A 24,266-nucleotide genomic window follows, 5' to 3' on the forward strand; every position below is an offset into this window, starting at 1 on the left:
TGCTGGCACGATTGTGCACGCACGTATATCACGCATCCTTGCCTGTGCAGACGGCTGCCCGCGCCGCTGGGTCAGGTACGCAGTCAGCCGGCGAGAAAGCTGTTCTCGCGGATTTTCTGTATCTGGTCGCGCAGGCGGGCTGCCTGCTCGAACTCCAGGTTGCGGGCATGCTCGAGCATTTTTGCTTCCAGCGCCGCGATCTCGCGGGTGGCCTCTGCTGGCGACGCCGGCACGGCATACTCGCCGCTGTCCTCGCCCACGCCTTTTTTGCGGCTCTTGCCGTGCTTGCCGCCCACGCCCGTGGAATAGGTGTCTTCCAGAATGTCGCGGATGCGCTTGTTCAGGGCCGTCGGCGTGATGCCGTGCTCGGTGTTGAAGGCGATCTGTTTTTCGCGCCGGCGATCCGTCTCTTCGATAGCGCGCTGCATGGAGCCGGTGATCTTGTCGGCGTACATGATGGCGCGGCCCTTGAGGTTCCGTGCCGCGCGGCCGATGGTCTGGATCAGCGAGCGGTCGGAACGCAGGAAGCCTTCCTTGTCGGCATCGAAGATGGCCACCAGCGCCACCTCCGGCATGTCCAGGCCTTCGCGCAGCAGGTTGATGCCCACCAGCACGTCGAACTTGCCCAGCCGCAGGTCGCGGATCAGCTCTACCCGTTCGACGGTATCCACGTCCGAGTGCAGATAGCGCACACGCACGTCATGCTCCTGCAGGAACTCGGTCAGGTCTTCCGCCATGCGTTTGGTCAATACCGTGATCAACACCCGCTCGTCGCGCTGTACCGCTTCGCGAATTTCGCCGAGCACATCGTCCACCTGGCTGAGCGCCGGCCGCACTTCGATGACCGGGTCCACCAGCCCGGTGGGGCGCACCACCTGTTCCACCACCTGGCCGGCGTGCTTCTGTTCATACGGGCCGGGCGTCGCGGAGACGAAGATGGTCTGCGGCGCCAGCCCTTCCCATTCCTCGAATTTCAGAGGCCGGTTATCCAGCGCCGAGGGCAGGCGGAAGCCGTATTCAACCAGTGTTTCCTTGCGCGAGCGGTCGCCTTTGTACATGCCGCCGATCTGCGGCACGGTCACGTGGGATTCGTCCATCACCAGCAGCGCGTCGTCCGGCAGGTAGTCGAACAGGGTCGGCGGCGCTTCGCCCGGTGCGCGGCCGGAGAACAGGCGCGAGTAGTTTTCCACGCCGTTGCAATAGCCCAGCTCCTGCAGCATCTCGATATCGAAGCGGGTGCGCTGTTCCAGCCGCTGCGCTTCGACCAGCTTGTTGGCGTTGCGCAACTGCTCCAGGCGCTCGCGCAGTTCGTCCTTGATCTTCTCGATCGCCTCCAGCACGACTTCGCGGGGGGTCACATAGTGGCTCTTGGGATAGATGGAAATGCGCGACACCTTGCGCAGGATCTCGCCGGTCAGCGGGTCGAAGATGCTGATGTTCTCGACTTCGTCATCGAACAGCTCCAGGCGCACCGCTTCACGGTCTTCATCAGCCGGGAAAATATCGATCACATCGCCACGCACCCGGTAAGTAGCGCGACGGAAGTCCATCTCGTTGCGGGTATACTGCAGCTCCGCCAGGCGGCGCAGCACGGCGCGCTGGTCAATCCGGTCGCCGCGCACCACGTGCAGCAGCATCGACATATAGCTGTTCGGATCACCCAGGCCGTAGATCGCGGACACCGAGGCCACGATGATGGTGTCGCGGCGTTCCATCAGCGCCTTGGTGGCTGACAGCCGCATCTGCTCGATGTGCTCATTGATGGCGGAATCCTTTTCGATGAAGGTGTCCGACGACGGCACGTAGGCTTCCGGCTGGTAGTAGTCGTAGTAGGAGACGAAGTATTCCACCGAGTTTTCCGGGAAGAACTCGCGGAATTCGCTGTACAGCTGCGCCGCCAGGGTCTTGTTCGGCGCCATGACGATGGTCGGCCGCTGTACCGCCTGGATGACGTTGGCGATGGTGAAGGTCTTGCCCGAGCCGGTTACGCCGAGCAGGGTCTGGTGCGACAGGCCATCCTCAATGCCTTCGACCAGCCCGGCGATGGCCGCAGGCTGGTCGCCAGCGGGCGCATAACCGGCATGGATACGGAAGCCTTCGTCCTTGCCGGAGGGGCCAGAGGTGGTGCCAGATGAGTCGCGTGAAGAAGCTGATGCCATTCCGCCGGGTCCCCGGATCAGGTAGTATTGGCCGCCCGCGTGCGCCAAAAGCGCGCCCTTAACCCACCACTCGAATGAACGAGGAGTGCATGTCCGAACTGCAGCTTTCCGACCGCGTACAACGCATCAAGCCCTCCCCCACCCTGGCCGTCACTTCCCGTGCCGCTGAACTGCGTGCCCAGGGCAAGGACATTATCGGCCTGGGGGCCGGCGAGCCTGATTTCGACACGCCGGATCATATCAAAGATGCCGCCATTGAAGCGATCAAGGCCGGCAAGACCCGCTATACCGCTGTGGACGGCACTCCTGGCCTGAAAAAAGCCATCATCGAGAAATTCAAACGTGAAAACGGCCTGAATTACGAAGCGAACCAGATCCTGGTCAGCAGCGGCGGCAAGCAGAGCTTCTTCAACATGGCCCTGGCGCTGCTCAACGACGGTGACGAAGTGATCATCCCGGCGCCCTACTGGGTGTCCTACCCGGACATGGTGCTGGTGGCCGGCGGTGAGCCGGTGATCCTCAACACCACTGTGGACAGCCGCTTCAAGATCACCCCGGCCCAGCTGGAAGCCGCGATCACGCCGAAGACCCGCCTGTTCGTGATCAACAGCCCGTCCAACCCGTCCGGTGTGGCCTACACCGAGGAAGAGCTGAAAGCCCTCGGCGATGTGCTGCGCAAGCACCCGAACGTGCTGGTGGCCACGGATGACATGTACGAGCACATCCTCTGGACCGGCAAGCCGTTCGTGAACATCGTCAACGCCAACCCGGACCTGTACGACCGCACGGTGGTGCTCAACGGTGTCTCCAAGGCCTACAGCATGACCGGCTGGCGGATCGGCTATGCCGCCGGCCCGGCCAAGCTGATCGGCGCCATGAAGAAAGTGCAGAGCCAGAGCACCTCGAACCCGGCCTCGATCAGCCAGGAAGCCGCCCAGGCGGCCCTGGACGGCCCGCAGGAATGCGTGGCCGAGATGGTCAAGGCGTTCAAGGCACGCCACGACTGGCTGGTGGAAGCGCTCAACGCCCTGCCGGGCGTGACCTGCCTGGCCGGTGATGGCACTTTCTATGCCTTCCCGGATTTCAGCGGTGCCATCAAGGCCGGCGGCTTCGAGAACGACCTGGCGCTGGCCGACAAGCTGCTGGAAGCCGGTGTGGCGCTGGTGCCCGGCTCTGCCTTCGGTGCCGAAGGCTGTCTGCGCCTGTCTTTCGCCGTGAGTCTGGACACGCTGAAAGCTGCGGTGCAGCGAATTGAGGCGGCACTGACCAAATAAGCAGCAAACGCGCCCTCAGGGTATTGACCGACCCTGAGGGCCTCACTACTATACGCGCCGTTGCATACATTCCGCCTTAGCTCAGTCGGTAGAGCAACTGACTGTTAATCAGTGGGTCGCTGGTTCGAGCCCAGCAGGCGGAGCCAAACAGCAAAAAGCCCGGTGTTCATCGAACACCGGGCTTTTTGTTTATGTGTTGCCGTATTGGCGAGGCCCCACGTGATGTCATCGACATCACGCACGGCAAACCTCTCAATGCAGTACGGCGCCTTCTTTTTGCGATTTCTGCGCGTCAATCACCGACAGTGCATCCTGCTCGTTCGGTACATAACCCGCCACATAACGGCGCAGCAGCGCGCACATGGCTTCCTCGTCACCATCTTCCAGCGCGTAGCGGAACGATTCCACCGCACTTTCCAGCTGTGACCACGCCAGGCAGTCTTCACGAGCCTGCATGATCATCGGATGGTCTGTTCCCAAGCCATCGTCACTGAACAGCAGTTCTTCATAGAGCTTTTCGCCCGGGCGCAGGCCGGTGTAGTTGATATCGATATCACCGTCCGGGTGCAGTTCATCGCGCACCGAGTAACCCATCAGATGAATCATGGCGCAGGCCAGGTCATAAATACGTACCGGCTCGCCCATATCCAGCACGAATACTTCGCCACCACGTGCCATGGAACCCGCCTGGATGACCAGCTGCGCGGCTTCCGGGATCGTCATGAAGTAACGGGTCACTTCCGGGTGCGTCACCGTCACCGGACCACCGCAACGGATCTGTTCGCGGAACAGCGGCACCACGGAGCCGGATGAACCCAGCACATTGCCGAAGCGCACCATCGAAAACACAGTCTTGCCGCCACGCTCGGAAAGCGCCTGCAAAATCAGTTCTGCAAAACGCTTGGTGGCGCCCATGACGTTGGTCGGCCGCACCGCCTTGTCAGTGGAAATCAGAATAAAGCGTTCGACCCCCACCGTCTCCGCTGCCTGGGCGGCGGTGAGTGTACCGAGAATATTGTTGCGCACGCCGGCGGAGGGATTCAGTTCCACGATGGGCACGTGCTTGTACGCCGCAGCATGGTAGAAGGTGTGCACATCGTAACGACGGCAGACAGACTCAAGCAGGCCACGGTTCACCACTGACCCCAGCACCGAAACGATCTCCAGTGACTCGTCCTGCGCCAGCTCGCGCAGTTCTTTCTCCATGCTGTAAAGCCCGAACTCGTTGTGCTCCACCAACACCAGCCGGGTCGGCTTCAGGCGCACGATCTGCCGGCACAGTTCGCTGCCAATAGAGCCGCCGGCACCGGTCACCAGCACGTTCTTGCCAGTAATACAGGCGTGCAGCAGGTCTTCCCGTGGCGGCACCGGTTCACGGCCGAGCAGATCCTCGATCGCCACATCGCGCACTTCTTCGATGCGGGCGAGCCCCGCCACGATATCCCCCATGGCAGGTACTGACTTGACCTGCACCGGCAGTTTTTCCAGATAGGTGATCACCCGCAGCCGCTGCGACCGCGACGCCGACGGCATCGCCAGCAGCACCGTGGCCAGCCGCCCCCGGCGCACGTAACGGGTCAGGCCCTCACGGCTGAGTACCGGCAAACCCTCGATGGTGGTGCCCTGCACCGCCACCCGGTCATCGACAAACGCCAGCGGCTGAAACTGGTTACCGTTTTTCAGCGCCGTGGCAAGCTGGATACCGGAACTGCCGGCACCGTAGATCGCCACCGGCACACGGTGATGACGGCCATGCACCGCCCAGAACAGATAGCGGCGCAGGATAAAGCGGCTGCCGCCAAGATACAGAATGCCAAGCGCCCAATAGATGATGAACACCGAGCGCGGCGTGCCGTAGGCGTTGAGCATGTAGGCCGCACCGGCCAGCGCAATCGCCCCGACGCTCATGGCAGCCGCCAGCGACAACACTGCATCGCCGCCGAGATGGCGCACCATGCCGCGATAGAAACCCAGCAGGTACAGGCACGGCGCGGTCAGCAGCGGCGCAGCCAGGATCAGCCAGGGTTGGGTAATGTTCGGGAAGGGGGAGCCAACACGCACCGCGTAAGCCAGCACAAACACCAGAGAAAGCGCGAGCAGATCGCCCAGCAGAAGAATCAGTTGTTTGGTGGAACGTGGCAGGCCCAGCAACCAGTGGTGATAACGCTCGAACTGCTCCATCAGTCTCACTCGCCTCCGTGCGGTCCTTACAGGCACCTGCTGACCAGATTTTGGTACGGTTGAACCGGCCTGCCACCCCATCCCTGGAGCAGTGGATCTGCCATGCTTCCGGGCTGTCGCCGGGGAAAACACCGGGTCATCATACTCAGCGGACGAAAAGTGTCCAGCAGATAATGGCACTTTGCAACCCGCACCCGGCGTCCGGCAGCAGCGACGCCTGTGGCACGTCAGCCCAGGATATGGTGCTCCCGCAGCGCGGCCAGCACGGTTTCCGCTGCCGCCCCATTCTCCGCTTCCAGCGATGACAATGCGATGTCACGCGCGCCACAAAGAATCTGGAGACGACGGGCACCATCTGCCTCGCCCGGCTGGATCACCAGCAATCCTGCGGCCTGCAGGCGTTCGGCCAGGACGTCTTCATCGCCGCCCACCACCACCGGCAAAGCACCGGCAGCGAACAGCACGCGCTCCAGTTGCCCGGCCAGCAACTGCTGATCAGGCCCGCTGACCACCAGGCGCGCGGCCTGCTGACCCAGGCGACGGGCACGTGATTCCGCGGTGACCGGCGGTAAGCTTTTACCGCCTTTTACAGGCTCGGCTTCGGACACGACCATGCCCGCACCGACCGTCACGTTGCTCAGGCGGTCGACGACGATCAGGCTGCCGGTCGCCTTGCAGACGTCATACGGATCGAATGCCACGGCACGGGTCAGTTGCACCCGGCACAGGGCAATGCCGTTCAACGGCAGGTCTTCGGCGGCGTGCTGCGCCAGTGTGTTGACGTCGATCTGGTGCACGATCTCTGTCACCTGGCCGCTGGTAAAGGTGGTGCCCAGCTTGAAGTCATACGTCTTGCCGGTCTGCAGCGGCTGATCGTGCATCCACACCACGTGGGCCATGAAAGCATGGCCGAGCGTGACCGCGTCATCCGCCGCGACCAGCATGTCACCACGGGAAATATCGATCTCGTCGTTCAGGGTCAGGGTGATCGCCTGCCCGGCAAGGGCTTCCGGCTGTTCTCCTTCCCAGGTGACGATGGCCTTGACCGTCGAGGTCTTGCCGGACGGCAGCGCGCGCACCGGCATGCCCGGCTTCACCACGCCCGCCGCCAGCGTGCCGCAATAACCGCGAAAATCCAGATTGGGCCGGTTGACGTACTGCACGGGCAACCGCAGCGTGTCCAGCTTCGCATCACGCTGTACCGGCATGTGATCCAGCAGCGTCAGCAGCGGCTCGCCCTGGAACCAGGGCATGTGGGTGCTGGCATGCACCACGTTGTCGCCGGTCAGCGCGGACATCGGCACGTAGCGCACATCCGGCACATTCAGTGCCGCCACAAAGCTGGCGTATTCCTCGCGGATTTCGTCGTAGCGCGCCTGGCTGTACTCGACCAGATCCATCTTGTTGATGGCGATGATGAAGTGGCGAATGCCGAGCAGCGAACAGATGAAGCTGTGACGGCGCGTCTGTACCTGCACACCGTAGCGGGCGTCGATCAGCAAGATGGCGACCTGCGCGGTGGACGCGCCGGTGGCCATGTTGCGGGTGTACTGCTCGTGCCCCGGCGTGTCGGCGATGATGTATTTGCGGTGGTCGGTGGCGAAGAAACGGTAGGCCACATCAATGGTGATGCCCTGCTCGCGTTCCGACTGCAGGCCATCCACCAGCAGCGCCAGGTCAACAGCCTCGCCGGTGGTGCCATGGCGCGTGCTGTCTTTGGTAATGGCGGCCAGCTGGTCTTCGAAAATCACCTTGCTGTCGTGCAGCAGGCGGCCGATCAGGGTTGACTTGCCGTCGTCCACGCTGCCGCAGGTGATGAAGCGCAGCATGTCCTTGGTTTCATGCTGTCGCAGATAGTCTTCAATGTTGTCGATTTCCGGTGCTTCGTAAGACATTTCCCGTCTCTCCGATGGGGCGTCACTGGCGCCGCCATCCTTTCAACTCGTTGAACTGTGCCTGGCCAGCAGGCGTCCGGCAGTCTGTCAGGAAGATCAGAAATAGCCTTCGCGCTTTTTCTTTTCCATGGAGCCGGATTCATCGTGATCAATGGCGCGGCCGGAGCGTTCGGAAGTGCGGGCCACCAGCATTTCCTGAATGATTTCCGGCAGGGTTCTCGCCTTCGACGGCACAGCGCCGGTGAGCGGATAACAACCCAGGGTGCGGAAGCGCACGCTCTGCTGCTGCGGCACTTCACCCTCCGCCAGCGGCAGGCGCTCGTCGTCGACCATGATCAGCATGCCGTCGCGTTCCACCACCGGACGTTCGTCGGCGTAATACAGCGGCACGATCTCGATGTTCTGCAGGTAGATGTATTGCCAGATATCCAGCTCGGTCCAGTTGGAGAGCGGGAACACGCGGATCGACTCACCTTTGTTGATACGGCCGTTGTACAGGTTCCACAGTTCCGGGCGCTGGTTCTTCGGGTCCCAGCGATGGAAGCGGTCACGGAAGGAATAGACGCGTTCCTTGGCACGCGATTTTTCCTCGTCACGGCGGGCGCCACCGAAGGCGGCATCGAAACCGTACAGATCCAGCGCCTGTTTCAGCGCCTGGGTCTTCATGATGTCAGTGTATTTGGCGCTGCCGTGGTCGAACGGGTTGATGTTCGCCGCCACGCCGTCCTGGTTGGTGTGCACCAGCAGTTCCATGCCCGCTTCTTTGGCCATGCGGTTACGGAAGGCGATCATCTCGCGGAATTTCCAGGTGGTGTCCACGTGCAGCAACGGGAACGGCGGCTTGCCCGGCGCGAACGCCTTGCGGGCCAGATGCAGCATCACCGAGGAATCCTTGCCGATCGAGTACAGCATCACCGGGTTATCAAACTCGGCAGCCACTTCACGAATGATGTGAATGGACTCGGCCTCCAGTTCCTGGAGGTGGGTCATGCGATGTTCTGGAAGCACCATAGTGTCGTTTCTTTCGTTACAGGCGTTACGGGAAGGGTCTGTCGCGACGGTCTCCCGGCCGGTCGGGCCTGTCCGGGAGAGTGTCGGGAAACCCTGCACCCCTGGGGAACGGAATTCAGGGCCGGGATGATACAGCAAGGCGCAGCGGGAGACACCCCGGGTTCAGGGAACGGTATGGCAAGCCAGCAGCCGGCCGCTGCCGATGGACCGTTCCCGCATCGCCTGACGGGCCAGCATGGTCAGCGACGCGGAATAGTAATCCTGGCTGGACAGACACTCCCCTTGCCCGTCTGTCCAGACGCCAACGACGGCACCGGACGCAGTTCGAAGTGGGCATTGCCTGACTTGCTCCGGAACCGGGCAAGATCGTCGTAATCCGTCATACCTTCCCGCCGCAGTGGATAAACAATCTGATAACTTATGTATCTGCAATATGTGACTTTCGTCACAGAATGATGGCATTATGTCATCAGATTGCGTGCTTATCCAAGTGGGCACCAGGCACATTGGCATATTTTACGTTTCCCCTGGTCGCCTCAGCGCCCCTGGATAGCCCGCTGGATATTTGCCTCGAACAGGGCGCGGATCCGGTCCCGAACTGCCTCGGTCACCCCTTCGTAGCGGGTTACCAGCTTCGGCGAGGTATTCGACACCCGGCATAGCCCCCAGCCATCGTCATAATCCACCCGGATGCCATCAATGGTGCTGCGGCGCCCTTCACCAAAGTCGCCATCCCGGATAAGCCGCTCCACCACCGCGAACTTGTCTTCCTCGGGCACGGCGATATTAATCTCCGGCGTGCTGGGAAATTGCGGGTAACGGGCGAAGAAACAGTCCGCATCCAGCGCCGTGTGTGACAGGATTTCCAGCAGCCGGGCGGCGGCATACAGGCCATCGTCGAAACCGAACCAGCGCTCCTGGAAAAAGATATGCCCGCTCATCTCGCCAGCCAGCGGCGCGCCCGTCTCTTTCATGCGCGCCTTGATGAGTGAATGCCCGGTGCGCCACATCTCCGGCTCGCCGCCCAGGTCGCTGATCACCCGGGCCAGATTGCCGGAACACTTCACGTCGAAAATGATCCGCCCGCCCGGCACCCGTGACAGGACATCCTCGGCGTAGGCCATCATCAGCCGGTCGGGGTAGATCAGTTCACCACTGGGTGTGACCACGCCGACGCGGTCCGCATCACCGTCAAAACCCAATCCCAGATCGGCTTTTTCCGCCGTCACGGTACGGATCAGTTCATGCAGGTTTTCCGGGTCACCCGGATCGGGATGGTGATTGGGAAAACGACCGTCGATCTCGGTGAACAGCGGAATGGTCTCGCAACCCAGCCGCCGCATCAGTTCCGGCGCCAGTTCACCGCCGACCCCGTTGCCGGTATCCACCACCACCTTCATCGGCCGCGCCAGCTTTACGTCGGAAACAATCCGTTCCAGATACGCCTCGCGCAGGTCCAGCTGGCTCAGCCGCCCCTGCCCTTCGCTGAGGCGGCCTTCGCGAATGCGCGTGTGCAGCGCACTGATGCGCTCACCGGACAGCGTCTGGCCACCAATGACAATCTTGAAGCCGTTATAGTCCGGTGGATTGTGGCTGCCGGTCACCATCACGCCGGAGCGCACACCGTCCACGTGACAGGTGGCAAAGTACAGCACCGGTGTCGGCACCATACCGATGTCCACCACGTCCAGCCCGCCCTGGCGCAGCCCATCGATCAGCGCAGCACTGATCACCGGCCCGGACAGACGGCCATCCCGGGCCACTGCGATGCGCGTTTCACCGGCATCACGGGCTTCGGCGGCGATTGCGCGGCCAATCAACGTGGTGATGCCTTCATTCAGTGTCTCGCCGACAATGCCGCGAATGTCGTAAGCGCGAAAAATCAGCGGTGAAATCGTCACGTCCATTTCAGCATGCCCTCTTGCGGACGCGGATCAGAAACCACGTCGCTGTTGTTTGATAAAATCGAGCAGGCCGACGGTCGAGCCATCCATGCTGTCACGCAGGGCAGCGGACCGGGTCGCCAGCATCTGCTCGCTGATGTCGTCACTGTCTTCGCGGGAATGGATCAGCGACAGTGTTTCCAGCGCGATCTTCTTGCCCAGTTCCACGCCCCACTGGTCAAACGGATTGATCTGCCAGAGCACGGCCTGGGTAAAGACCTTGTGCTCATAGGCCGCCAGCAACGCGCCCAGCCCGAACGGCGTCAGCTCGTCCAGCATCAGCGTCGAACTGGGCTGATTGCCCTTGTAGCGTTTGTAGAACGGCATCTGTTCGCGCTGTGGCAAGGCGGCTTCTCCGAGCGCCAGCAAGCGCGATTGCGCGAGGCAGTTGGCCAGCGCCAGTTCATGCTGGCCGCTCAGTGTGCCGGTCACCTGGGCACGGTCCGTCTCGTGATAGCGCATCGCCGGGACGACAAAATCACAGGTCACCACCTGGGTGCCCTGGTGCAACAACTGATAGAACGCGTGCTGGGCATTCGGGCCGACTTCACCCCAGATCACCGGGCTGGTGCTGTAATCCACCGGCTCGCCATCACGCGTGACCGACTTGCCGTTGGATTCCATTTCCAGTTGTTCAAGATACGACGGCAGGTACTTCAGCCGTGCGTCATACGGCAGGATGGCCTGGGCGCTGATCCCGAGCAGATTGGTATTCCACAGGCCGGTCAGCGCCATCAGTACCGGCACGTTATCCAGCCAGGCCGCATTGCGAAAATGCGTGTCCATGAAATGACCACCGGCCAGAAAGTCGCGAAAGGCGCCCATGCCAATACTCAGGGCCACCGGCAGGCCGATGGCGGACCAGACCGAAAAACGGCCCCCTACCCACTCCCAGAAACGCAGGCGGTTGTCCTCATGAATGCCCCACTCGGCCATTTTGGTGTCACTGGCGGAGACACCAAGAAAGTGACAGTCGACGACCGCCGGGTCTCGCCCCAGCGCATCGCGCAGCCAGCTGCGTGCGGTGTTGGCGTTGTACAGCGTGTCCACCGTGGTGAAGGATTTTGATGAAATGATGAACAGCGTGTTCTGTGGCCGCAGCATGCGCAGCAGGTGTGACAACTGGCTGCCGTCCATGGACGACACAAAGTGCAGGTTGAGCGGCTGTGCCGTGCTGACCTGATAATCTTCCAGTGCCCGGCTCACCATCAATGGCCCGAGATCGGACCCGCCCACCCCGATGTTCACTACATCGGTAATCACTTCACCGGTTACACCACGCCATTGCCCCGCATGCAGCTTGTTGACGATACGTTCCATGCGCTGGAGCTGATCCGCCACCTCGCCAAACAGACCGGCCACCGGCTCCGGAATATGGCCCTCTGCACGGGCACGCAGCGCCCAGTGCATTGCCGCGCGGTTTTCCGTGCCGTTGACTTTTTCGCCCGCAAACAGCCGGTCGATCCAGCCGCGCAGATCGCGAGCATCGGCAAACTCCGCCAGCAGTGCCAGCGTCTCGGTGGTCAGCCGCTGTTTGCTGAAATCGAACAGCAATGGCCCCACCTGCCGGTGCAGGCTATGAAAACGCAGCGGGTCGTCTGCAAACAGATCGGCCAGATGGCGGCCGCGCAGTGTATCGGCGTGCTGTTGCAGGTTGTCCCAGATCATACCGTCTCGTCCTGTGTCCACCGCCCGTTCAACGCCCGACACCGTAATAGGCAAAGCCATGGCGGCGCACGAACTGCGGGTCATAGATATTGCGTCCGTCCAGCAGTACCGGCGCCCGCATCAGCGTCTTCAGACGCACCAGGTCCGGGTTCCAGTACTGCTTCCATTCCGTGACGAGTATCAGGGCGTCCGCGTCGCGCGCGGCGTCGTAGGCGTCCTCGCACAACACCAGGTCATCCCGGGTACCGTAATGCTGATGCAGCACCGGCAGCGCCTGCGGATCATGTACCCGGACCGCGACCTCCTGCGCCCACAGCGCTTCCAGCAGCCGCAGCACCGGCGCATTGTCGATGCGCCCGGTGCCGGGTTTGAACGCTGCGCCCCAGATAGCCACCACCTTGCCTTCCAGGCGGGTGTGGTAGTGGCGCCAGAGTTTGCGGAACATCACTTCCTTCTGGCGCTCATTGATGCGCAGCACCTGATCCAGCAGTTCCGAACCGACACCACTGGACGCCAGCGTGCTGGCCAGGTCCATGACGTTGCGCGACAGGCTCGGACCACCAAAACCGCAGCCCGGATACAGATAGGCCTGGCCGATACGGGGGTCCGCGCCTACCGCCTGACGCACCGGCTCGATGTCCACCTCCAGCGCATCGGCCAGGCTGGCCATGTCGTTCATAAAACTTACCCGCGTGGCGAGCATGCCCATGACCGCAAACTTCGAGAATTCCGCCTGCTTCGGCGTCATCACCAGGAACTGGTCGCGCAGGCGGCTGACCGGACGCAGGATTTCGCGCACCAGGGATTCTGCGTAGGGATCGTTACTGCCCAGCAGCAACTGCGGCGGCCGCATGAAGCTCTGCACCGCAACCCCCTCCTGCAACAGATCCGGCAGGCTGACCACGGCACCCACATCACCCAGTGTCTGCTGCAGTTTGTCAGTGGTGCCCACCGGGAAAGAGGACTGATTGACCAGCAACCAGAACTGGCGCTTGAGATCAGCCAGCCGCGCGACGATATCGTGCGCCAGTTCAACGTCGTCCAGTTCCAGCGCCAGGAACACCGTCGACACGGCCGTCGCCGGCACGTCCACCAGACGCCCCACTTTCAGCCGCTTTGCGGCACGCTGCTCCGACAGCAGCTCCGGCAATCCCGGCTCGCGAAACGGACATTCGTTCCGTTCGAGCTGCCCGGCCACGTCGCCTTCGGGGACTCGCAGCGTCACCTGGTGACCAGTGGACGCCAGCGTGCCTGCGGTCACCAAAGCACAGAGCGTGCTGCCATAAACGTCGATATGCATAGGATTCGCTTGTTCCGATACGATGACGATCAGCGCGCCAGGGCCTGGCGCGCCAGATCACGAAAGCCCTCGCCCAGTTCGGGGTGTCTCAGGCCGTAGGCGAGCGTCGCCTCCAGATAACCGAGTTTGCTGCCACAATCATACGTCTTGCCCAGCATGCGATAGGCCGCCACCGGCTGCTCCTGCATCAGGGCGGCAATCGCATCGGTCAACTGGATTTCACCGCCGGCCCCCGGTGCGGTTTCCGCCAGCAGCGCAAACAGGCGCGGCGGCAACACATAGCGTCCGACCACTGACAATTGCGAGGGTGCCTGTTCTGGAGACGGCTTCTCGACAACGCCCTGCATCGGCGTGCTTTCACCTGCGGCCGGCTCCGCGCCGGCGAGGTCGACAATACCGTACTGGTCGACCCGCTCGCGGGGTACCGCCTCGACCATCACCTGGCTGTGACCTCCCTCGGCGAAACGCGCCAGCATGCGTGCCAGGTCATTTTCTGCTTCGACCGCAGCACCTGCGGGCACCGCATCCACCAGCACATCCGGCAGCATCACGGCAAACGGCTCATCGCCGATCACTTCACGGGCGCACAGCACCGCGTGCCCCAGACCGAGCGGGCGGCCCTGGCGTACGCTGATCACACGCACCTCCGTCGGCACAATATCGCGCAGCACCCTGAGCAACGCCTCCTTGCCCTTGCGGGCCAGCTCGGCCTCCAGTTCGTAGTGCACATCAAAGTGATTTTCGATGGCGGCCTTGGCCGCATGATTGACCAGCACAATCTCGCGAATCCCGGCGGCCACCGCCTCGGCGACCACGTACTGGATCACCGGGCGATCCACCACGGTGATCATCTCTTTCGGAATTGCCTTGCTGGCCGGCAGAAAGCGGGTGCCCAGCCCCGCCACCGGCATAATTGCCTTGCGTACCATCATCCTGGCTCTTGTCCCTGTGGCTGTGCGCAGTATCCGTAGCGTAGAAGCATCACCTGCGCCAAGTAAATGCATGCCTGACGGTCTTGTCGAGCCGACATCACGCTCATTTGTCCGCGCATGCCCGCGCAACGGTTGTCCAATAACTTCCGCAGCGCGCCGCCGCGCCTGTGCATGCCCTTATACAGTATGCAAAGCGCCCGTCTGACTCCGGTCAAAGAAAGTAAAACAATCGTGCGCATACTGAACGTTGGTGCTCTGCATCACAACCAGCGCAGACCCGCGCCCCTGCGACATTATGCCGCAGGTATCGTGACGCCCATACCCCTACAATACCGGCGTTCGAATCCTCCTCCTGTCCTGCTACGGAGAGCCTGATGTCCGATGCCCTTCGGCCCGCGTCGATTGTCTCTATGCTGACGTTCGCCCTGCTCGGCGTTTCCTTCGCATACGCTGACACCGCCCGACTGGATGCAGTGTCCATCAGCGCCAGCGCTGCCGCCGAACACCCGACGCCACCTGCGGCCAGCCGGCTCGGGCTGAGTAAGCGCGAGCTGCCGGCCACCGTCGAGGTGATTGACCGCGACACCATCGAGATGCTCGGTCTGCGCAATCTGATCGAGGTGTACCGCAGCGCACCCGGCGTCACCGCCGGCAATATTCCCGGCTCCCCCGCGTCCGTGGCGATGCGCGGTTTCAGTGATGTGGGCTACCTGTTCGACGGCGTACGCGCGGCAGACCCGGCACTGATCTCCCGCAATCTGGACACCTGGAACTTCGAACGGGTGGAAATCCTGAAAGGCCCTGCCTCCGTGATCCAGGGCACCGGCGCCCTGGGTGGCACCATCAATCTCGTACCACGCCAGCCCAGCCTCGACGGCGCCCGCTACGACGCCGCACTGAGCCTGGGCAGCCATGACAGCACCCGCATCGGCCTCGGCACCAACCAGGTGCTCGGCCCTGATACTGCACTGCGCACAGATATCAGCCATGCCCGCAGCAACGGCTATGTCGATGACACCGAATCCACCGCCACTGCGCTGACCACCAGCCTGCTGTGGCGCGCCAGCGACCGGCTGAGCCTGACCACCGCCCTTGATGTGTACAGCGACCGCTTCAAGACGCCGTACCAGGGCACCCCGTTACTGCCGGCAAGCGTGGCACGCGACCCGAGCCGGGTGGTGCACAGCCGCAACGGTCTGGTACTGGACGAGCGCCTTCGTGACAATAACTACAACGTCGACAACGGCGTCATGAAAGCCGACAGCCAGTGGCTGCGCACGCGTGCGGTGTACCAGCTCAATGAGCAGTGGCAATTGATCAACGAGTTGGGGTTCTACAACGCAAAACGCGATTGGGAAAATGCCGAGGACTTCACCTACAACAGCGTCTCCGGCCTGCTTGATCGCGGCACGACCCTGATCAGCCACAATCATCAGTTCATCTCCGAGCGTGCCTACGCCAGCCACACCGGGCAGGTGTTCGGCCTGCAACACCGCGCCAGCGTCGGCGTGGAATATCAGTTCAGTGATTTTGCCAGCGAGCGCCGCTTTGGCAGCACGACCTCGGTGGACCCGTTCAACCCGGCACGCGGCCGCCTGCCTGCCGTCACGGCGGCCAACTATCCCACCCAACAGGATTTCGACAGCCAGGTGCAGAGCCGTGCCCTGTTCATCGAAGATGCACTGAACCTGACACCGCGCCTGCTGCTGATCACCGGCCTGCGCTACGACTACATTGATCTCGACCGCACGGTGGAATATCCGCTCGGCGCACCGGCAGACCGCTTTGGTCGCCGCTTTGAGGATCTCGCCTGGCGTGTCGGCGCCGTGTACGACCTCAGCAACAGCACGCAGCTGTTTGCCCAGTACAATCGCGCCAGCTCACCGATCACGCAATTCCTGCTCAGCAACATGGCCCGTGCCGGGTTTGATCTGTCCACCGGACGCGCCATGGAAGCCGGCCTGCGCAGCACCCTGTGGCAGGACAAGGCCACCCTCACCGCCTCGGCATTCCGCATCCGGCAGGACGACATCCTTACCCGCGACGTCAATGACCCGTCACTCACCGTGCAGGGCGGCACCCGCGAAACCCGGGGCGTGGAACTGGACCTGCAGCTGCAACTGACGCCGCAGTGGCAAGTCAACGCCAACGGCATGCTGGCCAGAGCCGAATACACCCGCCTCACCGATGGCGCCGGCAATGACCTCTCGGGCAACCGGCCCACCAATGTGCCGGACGTTCTCTGGCAACTGAGCAGCCAATACCGGCTGGTCCAGGTCCCGCTGACACTCGGCGCAGCGGTACAGCACACGGGGGATTTCTACACCAGCGACAGCAACCAGTACCGTGTACAGGACCGTACCCTGCTTGACGCCTGGGTCGGCTACCCGCTGGCCGGCGGCACACTGACCCTGCGCGGCCGCAACCTGACCGATGAATTCTATGCCGACTGGTCAGGCTACAGCGCCACGCAGGTCTACATCGGCGCACCGCGCACAGTGGAACTCGGCTGGACAGGCCGCTTCTGACCATGGCCGACACATCACGCAGCGGCCCGCTGTACAACACCCTCTGGCGCTGGCATTTCTATGCCGGATTGTTCACGGCCCCGTTTCTGCTGATCCTGTCGGTCACCGGCGCCATCTACCTGTTCAACGACGAATTGAACGACCTGATTTATCCTGGGCTGCGGTTTGCGCAGAGCGATGCCCCGGCATTGCCTCCCTCGCACTGGATCGCCGCCGCCGACGCCGCATGGCCCGGCGGCACTGTCACACGCGTCGATATGCCGACCGCACCGGGGCGCAGCGCAATGCTGTATGTCACGCCCGCTGAAGGCGCGCCACTACGGGCTTTTGTTGATCCGGGCACGGCCCGGGTGCTCGGCAGTTTCGTCTACACGCGCACGCTGGTGGGATTCGCGGATGTGTTCCATGGCTCGCTGATGCTGGGCGACGTGGGCGATGCCATTGTCGAGATCGCCGCCTGCTGGGGATTGATCCTGATCGCCACCGGCTTGTACCTATGGTGGCCACGGGGCAACCAGCAACGCTGGGCACCGAAGCTGGCGCTGCGCGGCCGCAAATTCTGGCGCGACATCCATCGCTTTACGGGGCTCTATACCGCACTGCTGATCGTATTTCTGATTCTCAGCGGCCTGCCCTGGGCCTCGGTCTGGGGCGGCCAGGTCCTGCAACCGGTGAGCAATGCGCTCGGGCTCGGCTACCCCGTCCACCTGCGGCACCATAACGACAGCAGCCACCAGAAAACCCTGGTCGACACACTCGGTGAAGCGCCCTGGGCACTGGAGCAGGCGCCCCTGCCCCACTCTGGCGACCATGCTCCCCATCACCACAGCACCGGCGAAGACATCGGCGTCGATGCCGCCGCCGCGCTGCTTGCCACGCATGGCATGGACAGCGCCTATCGCCTGTCACTGCCGCAAGACGGCAACGACGTCTACAGTGCCTACACCTACCCGGCGCAGCCGGAGGGACAACACACCATTCATCTGGACCGCTATAGCGGCGAAGTGCTGGGCGACGTCCGTTTCGCAGACTACGGCGCCATCGCAAAGGCCGTTGAATGGGGTGTGGCGATTCATATGGGCAATTACTTCGGCAGGCTGAATCAGATAATCATGCTGTTCACTTGCCTGGCCATCATCGCACTGGTGATTACCGGGCTGATCATGTGGTGGCGCCGCAGACCGCACACCGGCCTGGGCGCGCCGCGTGCACTGGCGCCGCCGCGCAAGCGGTTGCTGGTGGGCATGACGGCAGGGATGCTGGTCTTGTTTCCGTTGGCGGGGGCAAGCCTGGCGGTGGTGCTGGTGGTCGAAGCAGCGCTGCGTCGTCTTCGCTGTCGTGCCCAGCCCACCGCATAGAATGTTCTGAACCCGGCCTCGCTTCGTTTAAACCGGCTCGGGCGGTGTATTTTATGCCGCACCAGAGGCGCTTCAGCCAGGCGTGCGACGGCGGCATCAGGTTTGCGAGCGATCAGTGCGGTGCCTGGGCGCCGGCACCCTGGACGCACCCGCCTCAGCGAAACACGTCGTCAAGCGAAGAGGCGTCCAGCACTCGCTCGCCCCACAATTCCAGCTGTTCCGAATCGGCACTCCGCATGCGCGCCACGACTGCCTCGGGCAGCGCACCAAAGCGGCGCGTCAACAGACGGGAAAGCATGCCGAATTCTCCTTCCTGACGACCTTCCTGGCGGCCCTCCAAGCGGCCTTCCTGAAGAAACCGCTGCCGATATTGCTCTTTCCAGATTTCTGCCATGTTCTGGGCCATATCATGCACCTCTTGCAGATCATGCATTTCCGGGAGCACGACATCCGGCACCCAGTGACGCAGCCGTCTGCGCAACCATTCCACAAAGCCGCGCCGGAGACCGTCCTGTTCCGGCGCACCCAGCCAGTCTATCAGAAGCGCCAGGACCTCTGTCACTTCGTCCAGCGAGCGCCGATGCTCCAGCCGGAACAGCGCTGCCACCAGATTATGCAACGGGCTCAGGGCATCAAGATCAAAGGCCCCTTCATCCAGCAGCAGGAACGCCTGGTTCGGCTGAAAGCCCTCCAGCCCGGCCGGGCAGCGCTGAACCAGGTCAGCCAGCCGCGTGGGCGCGTGCCATCGAGGTTCGCCGTTATATAACACAATCGGCAGTACCGGCGGCAACCTGCCATCCTTACCCAGCGCCCGCTGTTTGATCAGATCCTGATACAGCAAGCTGGTATACGACAGTATCCGCACCGGCATAAAGCGATCCACCGTCGACTGGAATTCCAGCAGCAGGTAGATATAAAGCCAGTCGCCACCCCATCGGATACGCCAGATTGTATCTGCGTGCCGGCTACGCAAGTCGTCAGTGACATAGCTACCGTTCATTTTTTCCAGCGAATCAAAATCGAGCGTTCTGACCCAGTCGCCCGGCACAAAGCCGAGCAGCAAGTCCCGCACCATCTGCGGATGCGAAAACAGCAATCGATAACTGGCATCGTGATCATCCATGACCTGTCCACTGCCTCCTGTCGGCAAGCAGGCATTATGGCCATGAAGGACAGGTGCTGGCTGTCAGTCAGCACCGACGGTGCTGTAAGCGATTGGCGCCTTGCGAGATAAGCCTTTGGCTGCAAGACAGGCGTGTCGACCCCGAAGAAAAAGCGGCAGTAACATTCGATGGCAAGCCCGCGAAATCCCCAGAATGTAATCGCATCATCAATGCTGTCACTGTCGGCAGAAGTTCCACCGCCGCTGTCGTACCCATCCCGACCATGCACCAGCGGTACGGTGCAGCGCCCTCCACACTACATGCCCGCCCCTTACTCCAGCGCACGGTGGGCCGGAAGAAAAGGCGCTGGAAATATCCCATCATCACGGCCCCAGCCATGACAGCGATAACGGGCTGACGACAAACCAGGCCAGCGCGATAGTCCGCCCGCCTGGACACCTGGCCATAGCCTGGGCACCCCGGCCATAGAGAGTACCTTGCCGCCCGGCGGGACTTCGCAATGATAAATGGGAATGATTTGCGCTTTCAGGTTCAATAAATAATACTCTGCGGCGCCTGAGCCGGCCAACCCGCCTGAGCCTCCCGCTGCGCATGACACACCCGGGCGGCAGGGACGATACCGGCCCCCACAGACCATCGGGAAGGACTCAATGACCACTCAACACCGCCTGTTCTTCGCAAGCCTGCTGGCATGCTCCATCGCGACCGCACACGCGCAATCTGCACCGCCCCCGGAAGACGACACCCGCCAGGACAACGAAGCGCCGCAAAGCGGCACCGCCACCCTGACTGCCATCACCGTCTACGGACGCCATGCCGAAGACAGCGTCCAGGCCATCCCGCAAAGCGTGAATGTCTATGATCAGGAAAGTTTCGGCCTCACCGCTGCGACAACAGTAGGCGACGTGCTGCAGCTGACGCCCGGCGCAAGCCGCTCAGGTTCGGGCCGTGATATGTTCTCGGACAGCTACCTGATACGCGGCTTCGATGCACAGCAGGCGGTCAATGGGCTTGGTTTTCAGCGCAGCCAGCACCCTTCCGATCTGGCTAACGTGGAGCGCCTGGAAGTGCTCAAGGGGCCGGCATCGGTGCTGTACGGCGAAATGGAGCCCGGCGGCACCATCAACGTCGTGACCAAGCAACCGCTGGACTACTACCAGGCTGAAGCCACGGCCGAGTACGGCCATTACGACCATCACCGCACCACCCTGGACGTAACCGGCCCGCTCAATGACAGAGTCCGGGCACGCCTGAACCTGGCCTACCAGGACAGCAAGGCCTCGCTGGACTACTGGGAATACAACCGCGTCCTGGTGGCCCCCACCGTCACCATGGATCTCACCGAGCGCACCAACCTGACGGTGGAAGCCGTCTATTCCGGCAACGAATGGACCGCCCTCCCCGGCGGCGCACCGCTGGAGGGAGCGCTGCTGCCGAACCCGAACGGCGACTATCGCGCCAGCTTCAACAGCGCCTGGCGGGACGCCACCACCGAACGCAACTCCGCTTACATCAACACCCGCCTCACCCATACCCTGACCGAGCACATCGATGCACGGCTCAGCTATGCCTACACACGCAACGAAGGTGACTGGCAGGAATACGCGCCGCTGGGGCTGGCTGCTGACCAGCGCACGCTCAACCGCGCCATTTTTGTCGGCGACGACACCAGCCAGACGGACCATGAGATCATCGCCGATCTCAGTGGCCAGCTCACCACCGGCGCTGTGTCGCACAAATTCGTCGCCGGCGTGAACTACCGCGACAGCAACCTGGCACGCCCCACCCTGTTGTACGGCGCCGATCCGGTGGATATTTATGTGCCGGTCAACAACGGCATGGATCTCAGCCCGGGCAATCTGCTGCGCGACCGTGATTTTGATCAGGACAGCAAAGTGCTGGCCGGCTTTGCCCAGAACCGCATGACCTTCAAGGAACGCTGGCACCTGCTGACCGGGGTCCGCTACACCGATTCCGAACAATCCCAGGTCAACCGCGATCTGCTCGCGGGCACCACCACGCCGGCCTCCCTGGACGAGACGGCCTGGACCTATCAACTGGGCCTGGTACGCGACCTCAACGACAGCGCTTCCGTCTACGTCAGCCGCGTCGATTCCTTCGTGCCCCAATCCGGCACCACCTCCGGCCTGAAGCCGGTGGAAGCGGAAGAAAGCGTGCAGTATGAAACCGGAGTCCGTGTCGCTATGGGTCGCATGCAGCTGGACGCTGCGGGCTTCGTGATCACCAAGGACAACACTGCCATCAGCGACCCGGCCAATCCGGGCTCGGTGCTGGCCCAGGGCAAGGCGCGTTCCAGGGGGGGCGAGTTGACGCTCAGCGGATATGTGTCACAGGACCTGTTCCTCAGCCTCGGCTACGGCTATACCGACACCGAAGTACTGCGCAGCGACAATGCCGCTGTGGAGGGAAATCCGTTCGCCAACGTCCCGCTGCACACCGCGTCACTGCAAACCCGTTACCACCTGGCTACCCTGCCGGGCGTCAGCCTCGGCGGCACCCTGGTATACGCCGGTGAACGCGCTGGTGACCCCACCCACAGCTTCGACCTGCCGAGCTATACCCGCTTCGACCTGGCAGCCTACTACGTGATCAACAACAACCTGCAGCTGGACCTGCTGGCCAACAATGTCACCGATGAGGAGATTTATTCACCCGGCTCCTTCAGCGGCGTGCTGCGTGAAGAAGGCCGGACATATCTGGCGAGAGTGAAGTATTTCTTCTGAGGAAAAGCGCGTTGCTGTCCGCCCTGCTGCGCAAAAGCGGCGGGGCCACTGCCAGGATGGGCCGGTCACCGGTGAAAGACCCACCTGTCGACCTGGCTCAGCGAAACACCTCATCCAGCGACGACGCCTCCAGCACCCGCTCGCCCCATAATGCCAGCAGTTCTGAATCAGCGCTTTTCAAGCGCGTCACGACCGCCTCAGGCAACTCGCCAAAGCGGCGGGTCAGCTGACGGGAAAGCAGATCGAATTCTCCTTTTTGAACTCCCTCCCTGAGGCCTTCCTGCCGGCCTTCCTGCAGAAAACGCTGTCGGTACTGCTCTTTCCAGATCTCTGCCATGTTCTGGGTCATATCATGCACCTCTTGCAAATCATGCATTGCCGGCAGCACGGTGTCCGGTACCCAATGATGCAGCCGTCTGCGCAACCATTCGACAAAACCTCGCCGGAGGCCGTCCTGTTCCGGTGCAGCCAGCCAGTCCAGGGCCTGCTGACACTCAATCCATCGGCCCTGCTGGCCCTGTTTTGACGCCCATCAAGGCAGCCGATGCGTAGTGTGGTGGGCCCACATTAGCAGAGGCTAACGCAGAGGGGCGGCAAAACAGGGCCAGCCCTTCGGGTTGAGCCTGAAAACGCGCCGCTCCGCGTTGCTCGTCAGTCGTTTGGCGCCACCAAACTCGCTTCCTTGCGCCTTGATCGGCGCGTTTTCAGGCTCAACAGGGCCGATGGATTGAGTATCAACAGGCCCTAGAGAAGCGCCAGGACCTCTGTCACTTCGTCCAGCGAGCGTCGGTGCTCCAGCCGGAACAGCGCAGCCACCAGGTTATGCAGAGGGCTCAGGGCATCAGGATCAAAGGCCCCTTCATCCAGCAGCAGGAACGCCTGGTCCGGCTGAAAACCCTCCAGCCCTGCCGGGCAGCCCTGGACCAGATCAGCCAGCCGGGTGGGCGCCCGCCAACGGGCCTCGCCGTTATACAGCACTATCGGCAACACTGGCGGCAGCCTGCCCTCCTCGCCCAGCGCCTTCTGCTTGATCAGATCCTGATACAGCAGGCTGGTATACGACAGTATCCGCACCGGCATATAGCGATCCACTGTCGACTGGAACTCCAGCAGCAGATAGATATAAAGCCAGTCGCTGCCCCAGCGGACCCGCCAGATGGTATCCGCATGCCGGCTGCGCAGGTCATCGGTGACATAACTGCCGTTCATTTTTTCCAGCGAATCGAAATCCAGCTCCCTGACCCACTCACCCGGCACAAACCCAAGCAACAGGTCACGCACCATTTCCGGGTGCGAGAACAACAATCGATAGCTGGTGTCGTGATCATCCATGATCGCTCCGCCGCTCCTGTACGTGAGCAGAGAGTATGACCAGGAGGGGACGGCGTAGCTGTCAGCCAACGCCGACAGCGGTGTAAGCCATCGGCGCTGATTCAGGTCAGCCAGAGAGGAAGGATAAAGAGAAGAAGTTTAGCGGCAGGGTCAGGCGTCGGGCATCAGGCGCTGACGGGCGGTGAGGTATTCCAGGATCTGCGCGACGCAGGCTTCCACCGTCGCGCTGTCGGTGCAGACATTGATCTCCGGGCGCTCGGGGGCCTCGTACGGGCTGTCGATACCGGTGAAGTCGCGGATGAGCCCCGCCCGCGCCTTGCTGTACAGCCCCTTGGGGTCGCGCTGTTCGCACTTGCCGAGTGAGGCGTTGACATACACCTCGATGAACTCGCCTTCAGCGAACAATGCACGCGCTGCATCGCGGTCTGCACGGAACGGCGAAATGAAAGCGCTGATCACGATCAACCCGGCATCCACCATCAGCCGCGACAGCTCACCGACGCGGCGGATATTTTCCGTGCGGTCGGCATCGGACATGCCGAGGTCCTTGTTCAGGCCGTGGCGCACATTGTCGCCGTCCAGCAGGTAGGTGTGGCGCCCCTGTTCAAACAGGGCCACTTCCAGCGCGTTGGCCAGGGTGGACTTGCCGGAGCCGGACAGGCCGGTCAGCCAGAGGCAGCAGCCGCGCTGGCCTTTAAGGCGGTCACGATCCTCGCGGGAGACGCTACCCTGGTGCCAAACCACCTCTGCCGGGCTGTCGTTATCACGCTGTTCATATGGGGTTTTCATCACACAAGTCCTTTGTCTGGGCGCGGGC

At 62.4% G+C, this 24,266-nt stretch carries 16 protein-coding genes and 1 tRNA gene; 5 read left to right on the forward strand and 12 right to left on the reverse strand.

The window, feature by feature from the left end:
• Positions 1 to 83: 83 nt before the first annotated feature.
• Entirely contained in the window at positions 84 to 2,159 is a 2,076-nt protein-coding gene (gene uvrB, locus S7S_RS10490) for an excinuclease ABC subunit UvrB (RefSeq protein WP_008735161.1), read from the reverse strand.
• 89 nt (positions 2,160 to 2,248) lie between these two features.
• Between uvrB and S7S_RS10495 the strand changes: the two genes are divergently transcribed.
• The gene (locus tag S7S_RS10495) at positions 2,249 to 3,433 is read left to right on the forward strand and encodes a pyridoxal phosphate-dependent aminotransferase (RefSeq protein ID WP_008735159.1); all 1,185 of its coding nucleotides are present in this window, start codon (positions 2,249 to 2,251) and stop codon (positions 3,431 to 3,433) included.
• Positions 3,434 to 3,503: 70 nt separating this feature from the next.
• Positions 3,504 to 3,579 (forward strand) — tRNA-Asn (locus tag S7S_RS10500).
• Positions 3,580 to 3,685: 106 nt separating this feature from the next.
• Here S7S_RS10500 and S7S_RS10505 read toward each other — a convergent pair.
• The 7 genes from S7S_RS10505 to galU all read right to left on the reverse strand — a co-directional run bounded on the left by S7S_RS10505 (position 3,686) and on the right by galU (position 14,360).
• Positions 3,686 to 5,614: a polysaccharide biosynthesis protein gene (locus S7S_RS10505; RefSeq protein WP_008735158.1), complete on the reverse strand. Its 1,929-nt coding sequence runs from the start codon at positions 5,612 to 5,614 to the stop codon at positions 3,686 to 3,688.
• Positions 5,615 to 5,841: 227 nt separating this feature from the next.
• Complete coding sequence (cysN, locus tag S7S_RS10510; protein WP_008735156.1) at positions 5,842 to 7,509, reverse strand: sulfate adenylyltransferase subunit CysN; 1,668 nt, start codon at positions 7,507 to 7,509, stop codon at positions 5,842 to 5,844.
• 96 nt (positions 7,510 to 7,605) lie between these two features.
• Entirely contained in the window at positions 7,606 to 8,520 is a 915-nt protein-coding gene (cysD, locus tag S7S_RS10515) for a sulfate adenylyltransferase subunit CysD (RefSeq protein WP_008735154.1), read from the reverse strand.
• Positions 8,521 to 9,056: 536 nt separating this feature from the next.
• On the reverse strand, positions 9,057 to 10,427 hold the full coding sequence (locus S7S_RS10520) for a phosphomannomutase/phosphoglucomutase (protein WP_008735152.1): 1,371 nt from the start codon (positions 10,425 to 10,427) through the stop codon (positions 9,057 to 9,059).
• A 27-nt stretch (positions 10,428 to 10,454) separates the two neighbouring features.
• Positions 10,455 to 12,131 carry a glucose-6-phosphate isomerase gene (gene pgi / locus S7S_RS10525; RefSeq protein WP_008735150.1) on the reverse strand — a complete coding sequence of 559 codons (1,677 nt, stop codon included), beginning with the start codon at positions 12,129 to 12,131 and terminating at the stop codon, positions 10,455 to 10,457.
• Between the two features lie 28 nt (positions 12,132 to 12,159).
• On the reverse strand, positions 12,160 to 13,431 hold the full coding sequence (locus S7S_RS10530; protein WP_008735148.1) for a nucleotide sugar dehydrogenase: 1,272 nt from the start codon (positions 13,429 to 13,431) through the stop codon (positions 12,160 to 12,162).
• A gap of 29 nt (positions 13,432 to 13,460) precedes the next feature.
• A complete protein-coding gene (gene galU / locus S7S_RS10535; RefSeq protein WP_008735147.1) occupies positions 13,461 to 14,360 on the reverse strand; it encodes a UTP--glucose-1-phosphate uridylyltransferase GalU in 900 nt (299 codons plus the stop codon).
• 377 nt (positions 14,361 to 14,737) lie between these two features.
• On the opposite strand from galU, the gene S7S_RS10540 reads away from it, so the two are divergent.
• The gene (locus tag S7S_RS10540; RefSeq protein ID WP_008735146.1) at positions 14,738 to 16,891 is read left to right on the forward strand and encodes a TonB-dependent receptor; all 2,154 of its coding nucleotides are present in this window, start codon (positions 14,738 to 14,740) and stop codon (positions 16,889 to 16,891) included.
• Between the two features lie 2 nt (positions 16,892 to 16,893).
• On the forward strand, positions 16,894 to 18,249 hold the full coding sequence (locus S7S_RS10545) for a PepSY-associated TM helix domain-containing protein (protein WP_008735145.1): 1,356 nt from the start codon (positions 16,894 to 16,896) through the stop codon (positions 18,247 to 18,249).
• A gap of 154 nt (positions 18,250 to 18,403) precedes the next feature.
• Here S7S_RS10545 and S7S_RS10550 read toward each other — a convergent pair whose 3' ends face one another.
• Positions 18,404 to 19,372, reverse strand: a complete 969-nt coding sequence (locus tag S7S_RS10550; RefSeq protein WP_008735144.1) for an Rpn family recombination-promoting nuclease/putative transposase — start codon at positions 19,370 to 19,372, stop codon at positions 18,404 to 18,406.
• Positions 19,373 to 20,023: 651 nt separating this feature from the next.
• On the opposite strand from S7S_RS10550, the gene S7S_RS10555 reads away from it, so the two are divergent.
• The gene (locus tag S7S_RS10555; RefSeq protein WP_008735143.1) at positions 20,024 to 22,117 is read left to right on the forward strand and encodes a TonB-dependent siderophore receptor; all 2,094 of its coding nucleotides are present in this window, start codon (positions 20,024 to 20,026) and stop codon (positions 22,115 to 22,117) included.
• Between the two features lie 97 nt (positions 22,118 to 22,214).
• Here the strand turns inward: S7S_RS10555 and S7S_RS10560 are convergent, their stop codons facing one another.
• The 3 genes from S7S_RS10560 to cysC all read right to left on the reverse strand — a co-directional run bounded on the left by S7S_RS10560 (position 22,215) and on the right by cysC (position 24,238).
• The gene (locus tag S7S_RS10560) at positions 22,215 to 22,466 is read right to left on the reverse strand and encodes a DUF4351 domain-containing protein (RefSeq protein ID WP_035203985.1); all 252 of its coding nucleotides are present in this window, start codon (positions 22,464 to 22,466) and stop codon (positions 22,215 to 22,217) included.
• A 395-nt stretch (positions 22,467 to 22,861) separates the two neighbouring features.
• On the reverse strand, positions 22,862 to 23,449 hold the full coding sequence (locus tag S7S_RS10565; protein WP_420795635.1) for an Rpn family recombination-promoting nuclease/putative transposase: 588 nt from the start codon (positions 23,447 to 23,449) through the stop codon (positions 22,862 to 22,864).
• A gap of 150 nt (positions 23,450 to 23,599) precedes the next feature.
• Positions 23,600 to 24,238 (reverse strand): adenylyl-sulfate kinase, encoded by a 639-nt coding sequence (gene cysC, locus S7S_RS10570; protein ID WP_008735142.1) that lies wholly within the window; start codon positions 24,236 to 24,238, stop codon positions 23,600 to 23,602.
• Positions 24,239 to 24,266 lie beyond the last annotated feature (28 nt).

The organism is Isoalcanivorax pacificus W11-5, assembly GCF_000299335.2.
GTDB classification, from domain to species: Bacteria; Pseudomonadota; Gammaproteobacteria; order Pseudomonadales; family Alcanivoracaceae; genus Isoalcanivorax; species Isoalcanivorax pacificus.

What these genes read in the sequence shown, in the direction of transcription:
- S7S_RS10520 (WP_008735152.1), bottom strand. Translation starts at nt 10,427, where the DNA reads ATGGACGTGACGATTTCACCGCTGATTTTTCGCGCTTACGACATTCGC.
- cysD (WP_008735154.1), bottom strand. Translation starts at nt 8,520, where the DNA reads ATGGTGCTTCCAGAACATCGCATGACCCACCTCCAGGAACTGGAGGCC.
- S7S_RS10550 (WP_008735144.1), bottom strand. Translation starts at nt 19,372, where the DNA reads ATGGATGATCACGATGCCAGTTATCGATTGCTGTTTTCGCATCCGCAG.
- S7S_RS10565 (WP_420795635.1), bottom strand. Translation starts at nt 23,449, where the DNA reads ATGGATGATCACGACACCAGCTATCGATTGTTGTTCTCGCACCCGGAA.
- S7S_RS10560 (WP_035203985.1), bottom strand. Translation starts at nt 22,466, where the DNA reads ATGACCCAGAACATGGCAGAGATCTGGAAAGAGCAGTACCGACAGCGT.
- S7S_RS10545 (WP_008735145.1), top strand. Translation starts at nt 16,894, where the DNA reads ATGGCCGACACATCACGCAGCGGCCCGCTGTACAACACCCTCTGGCGC.
- galU (WP_008735147.1), bottom strand. Translation starts at nt 14,360, where the DNA reads ATGGTACGCAAGGCAATTATGCCGGTGGCGGGGCTGGGCACCCGCTTT.
- S7S_RS10505 (WP_008735158.1), bottom strand. Translation starts at nt 5,614, where the DNA reads ATGGAGCAGTTCGAGCGTTATCACCACTGGTTGCTGGGCCTGCCACGT.
- cysN (WP_008735156.1), bottom strand. Translation starts at nt 7,509, where the DNA reads ATGTCTTACGAAGCACCGGAAATCGACAACATTGAAGACTATCTGCGA.
- S7S_RS10540 (WP_008735146.1), top strand. Translation starts at nt 14,738, where the DNA reads ATGTCCGATGCCCTTCGGCCCGCGTCGATTGTCTCTATGCTGACGTTC.
- S7S_RS10555 (WP_008735143.1), top strand. Translation starts at nt 20,024, where the DNA reads ATGACCACTCAACACCGCCTGTTCTTCGCAAGCCTGCTGGCATGCTCC.
- cysC (WP_008735142.1), bottom strand. Translation starts at nt 24,238, where the DNA reads ATGAAAACCCCATATGAACAGCGTGATAACGACAGCCCGGCAGAGGTG.
- pgi (WP_008735150.1), bottom strand. Translation starts at nt 12,131, where the DNA reads ATGATCTGGGACAACCTGCAACAGCACGCCGATACACTGCGCGGCCGC.
- S7S_RS10495 (WP_008735159.1), top strand. Translation starts at nt 2,249, where the DNA reads ATGTCCGAACTGCAGCTTTCCGACCGCGTACAACGCATCAAGCCCTCC.
- S7S_RS10530 (WP_008735148.1), bottom strand. Translation starts at nt 13,431, where the DNA reads ATGCATATCGACGTTTATGGCAGCACGCTCTGTGCTTTGGTGACCGCA.
- uvrB (WP_008735161.1), bottom strand. Translation starts at nt 2,159, where the DNA reads ATGGCATCAGCTTCTTCACGCGACTCATCTGGCACCACCTCTGGCCCC.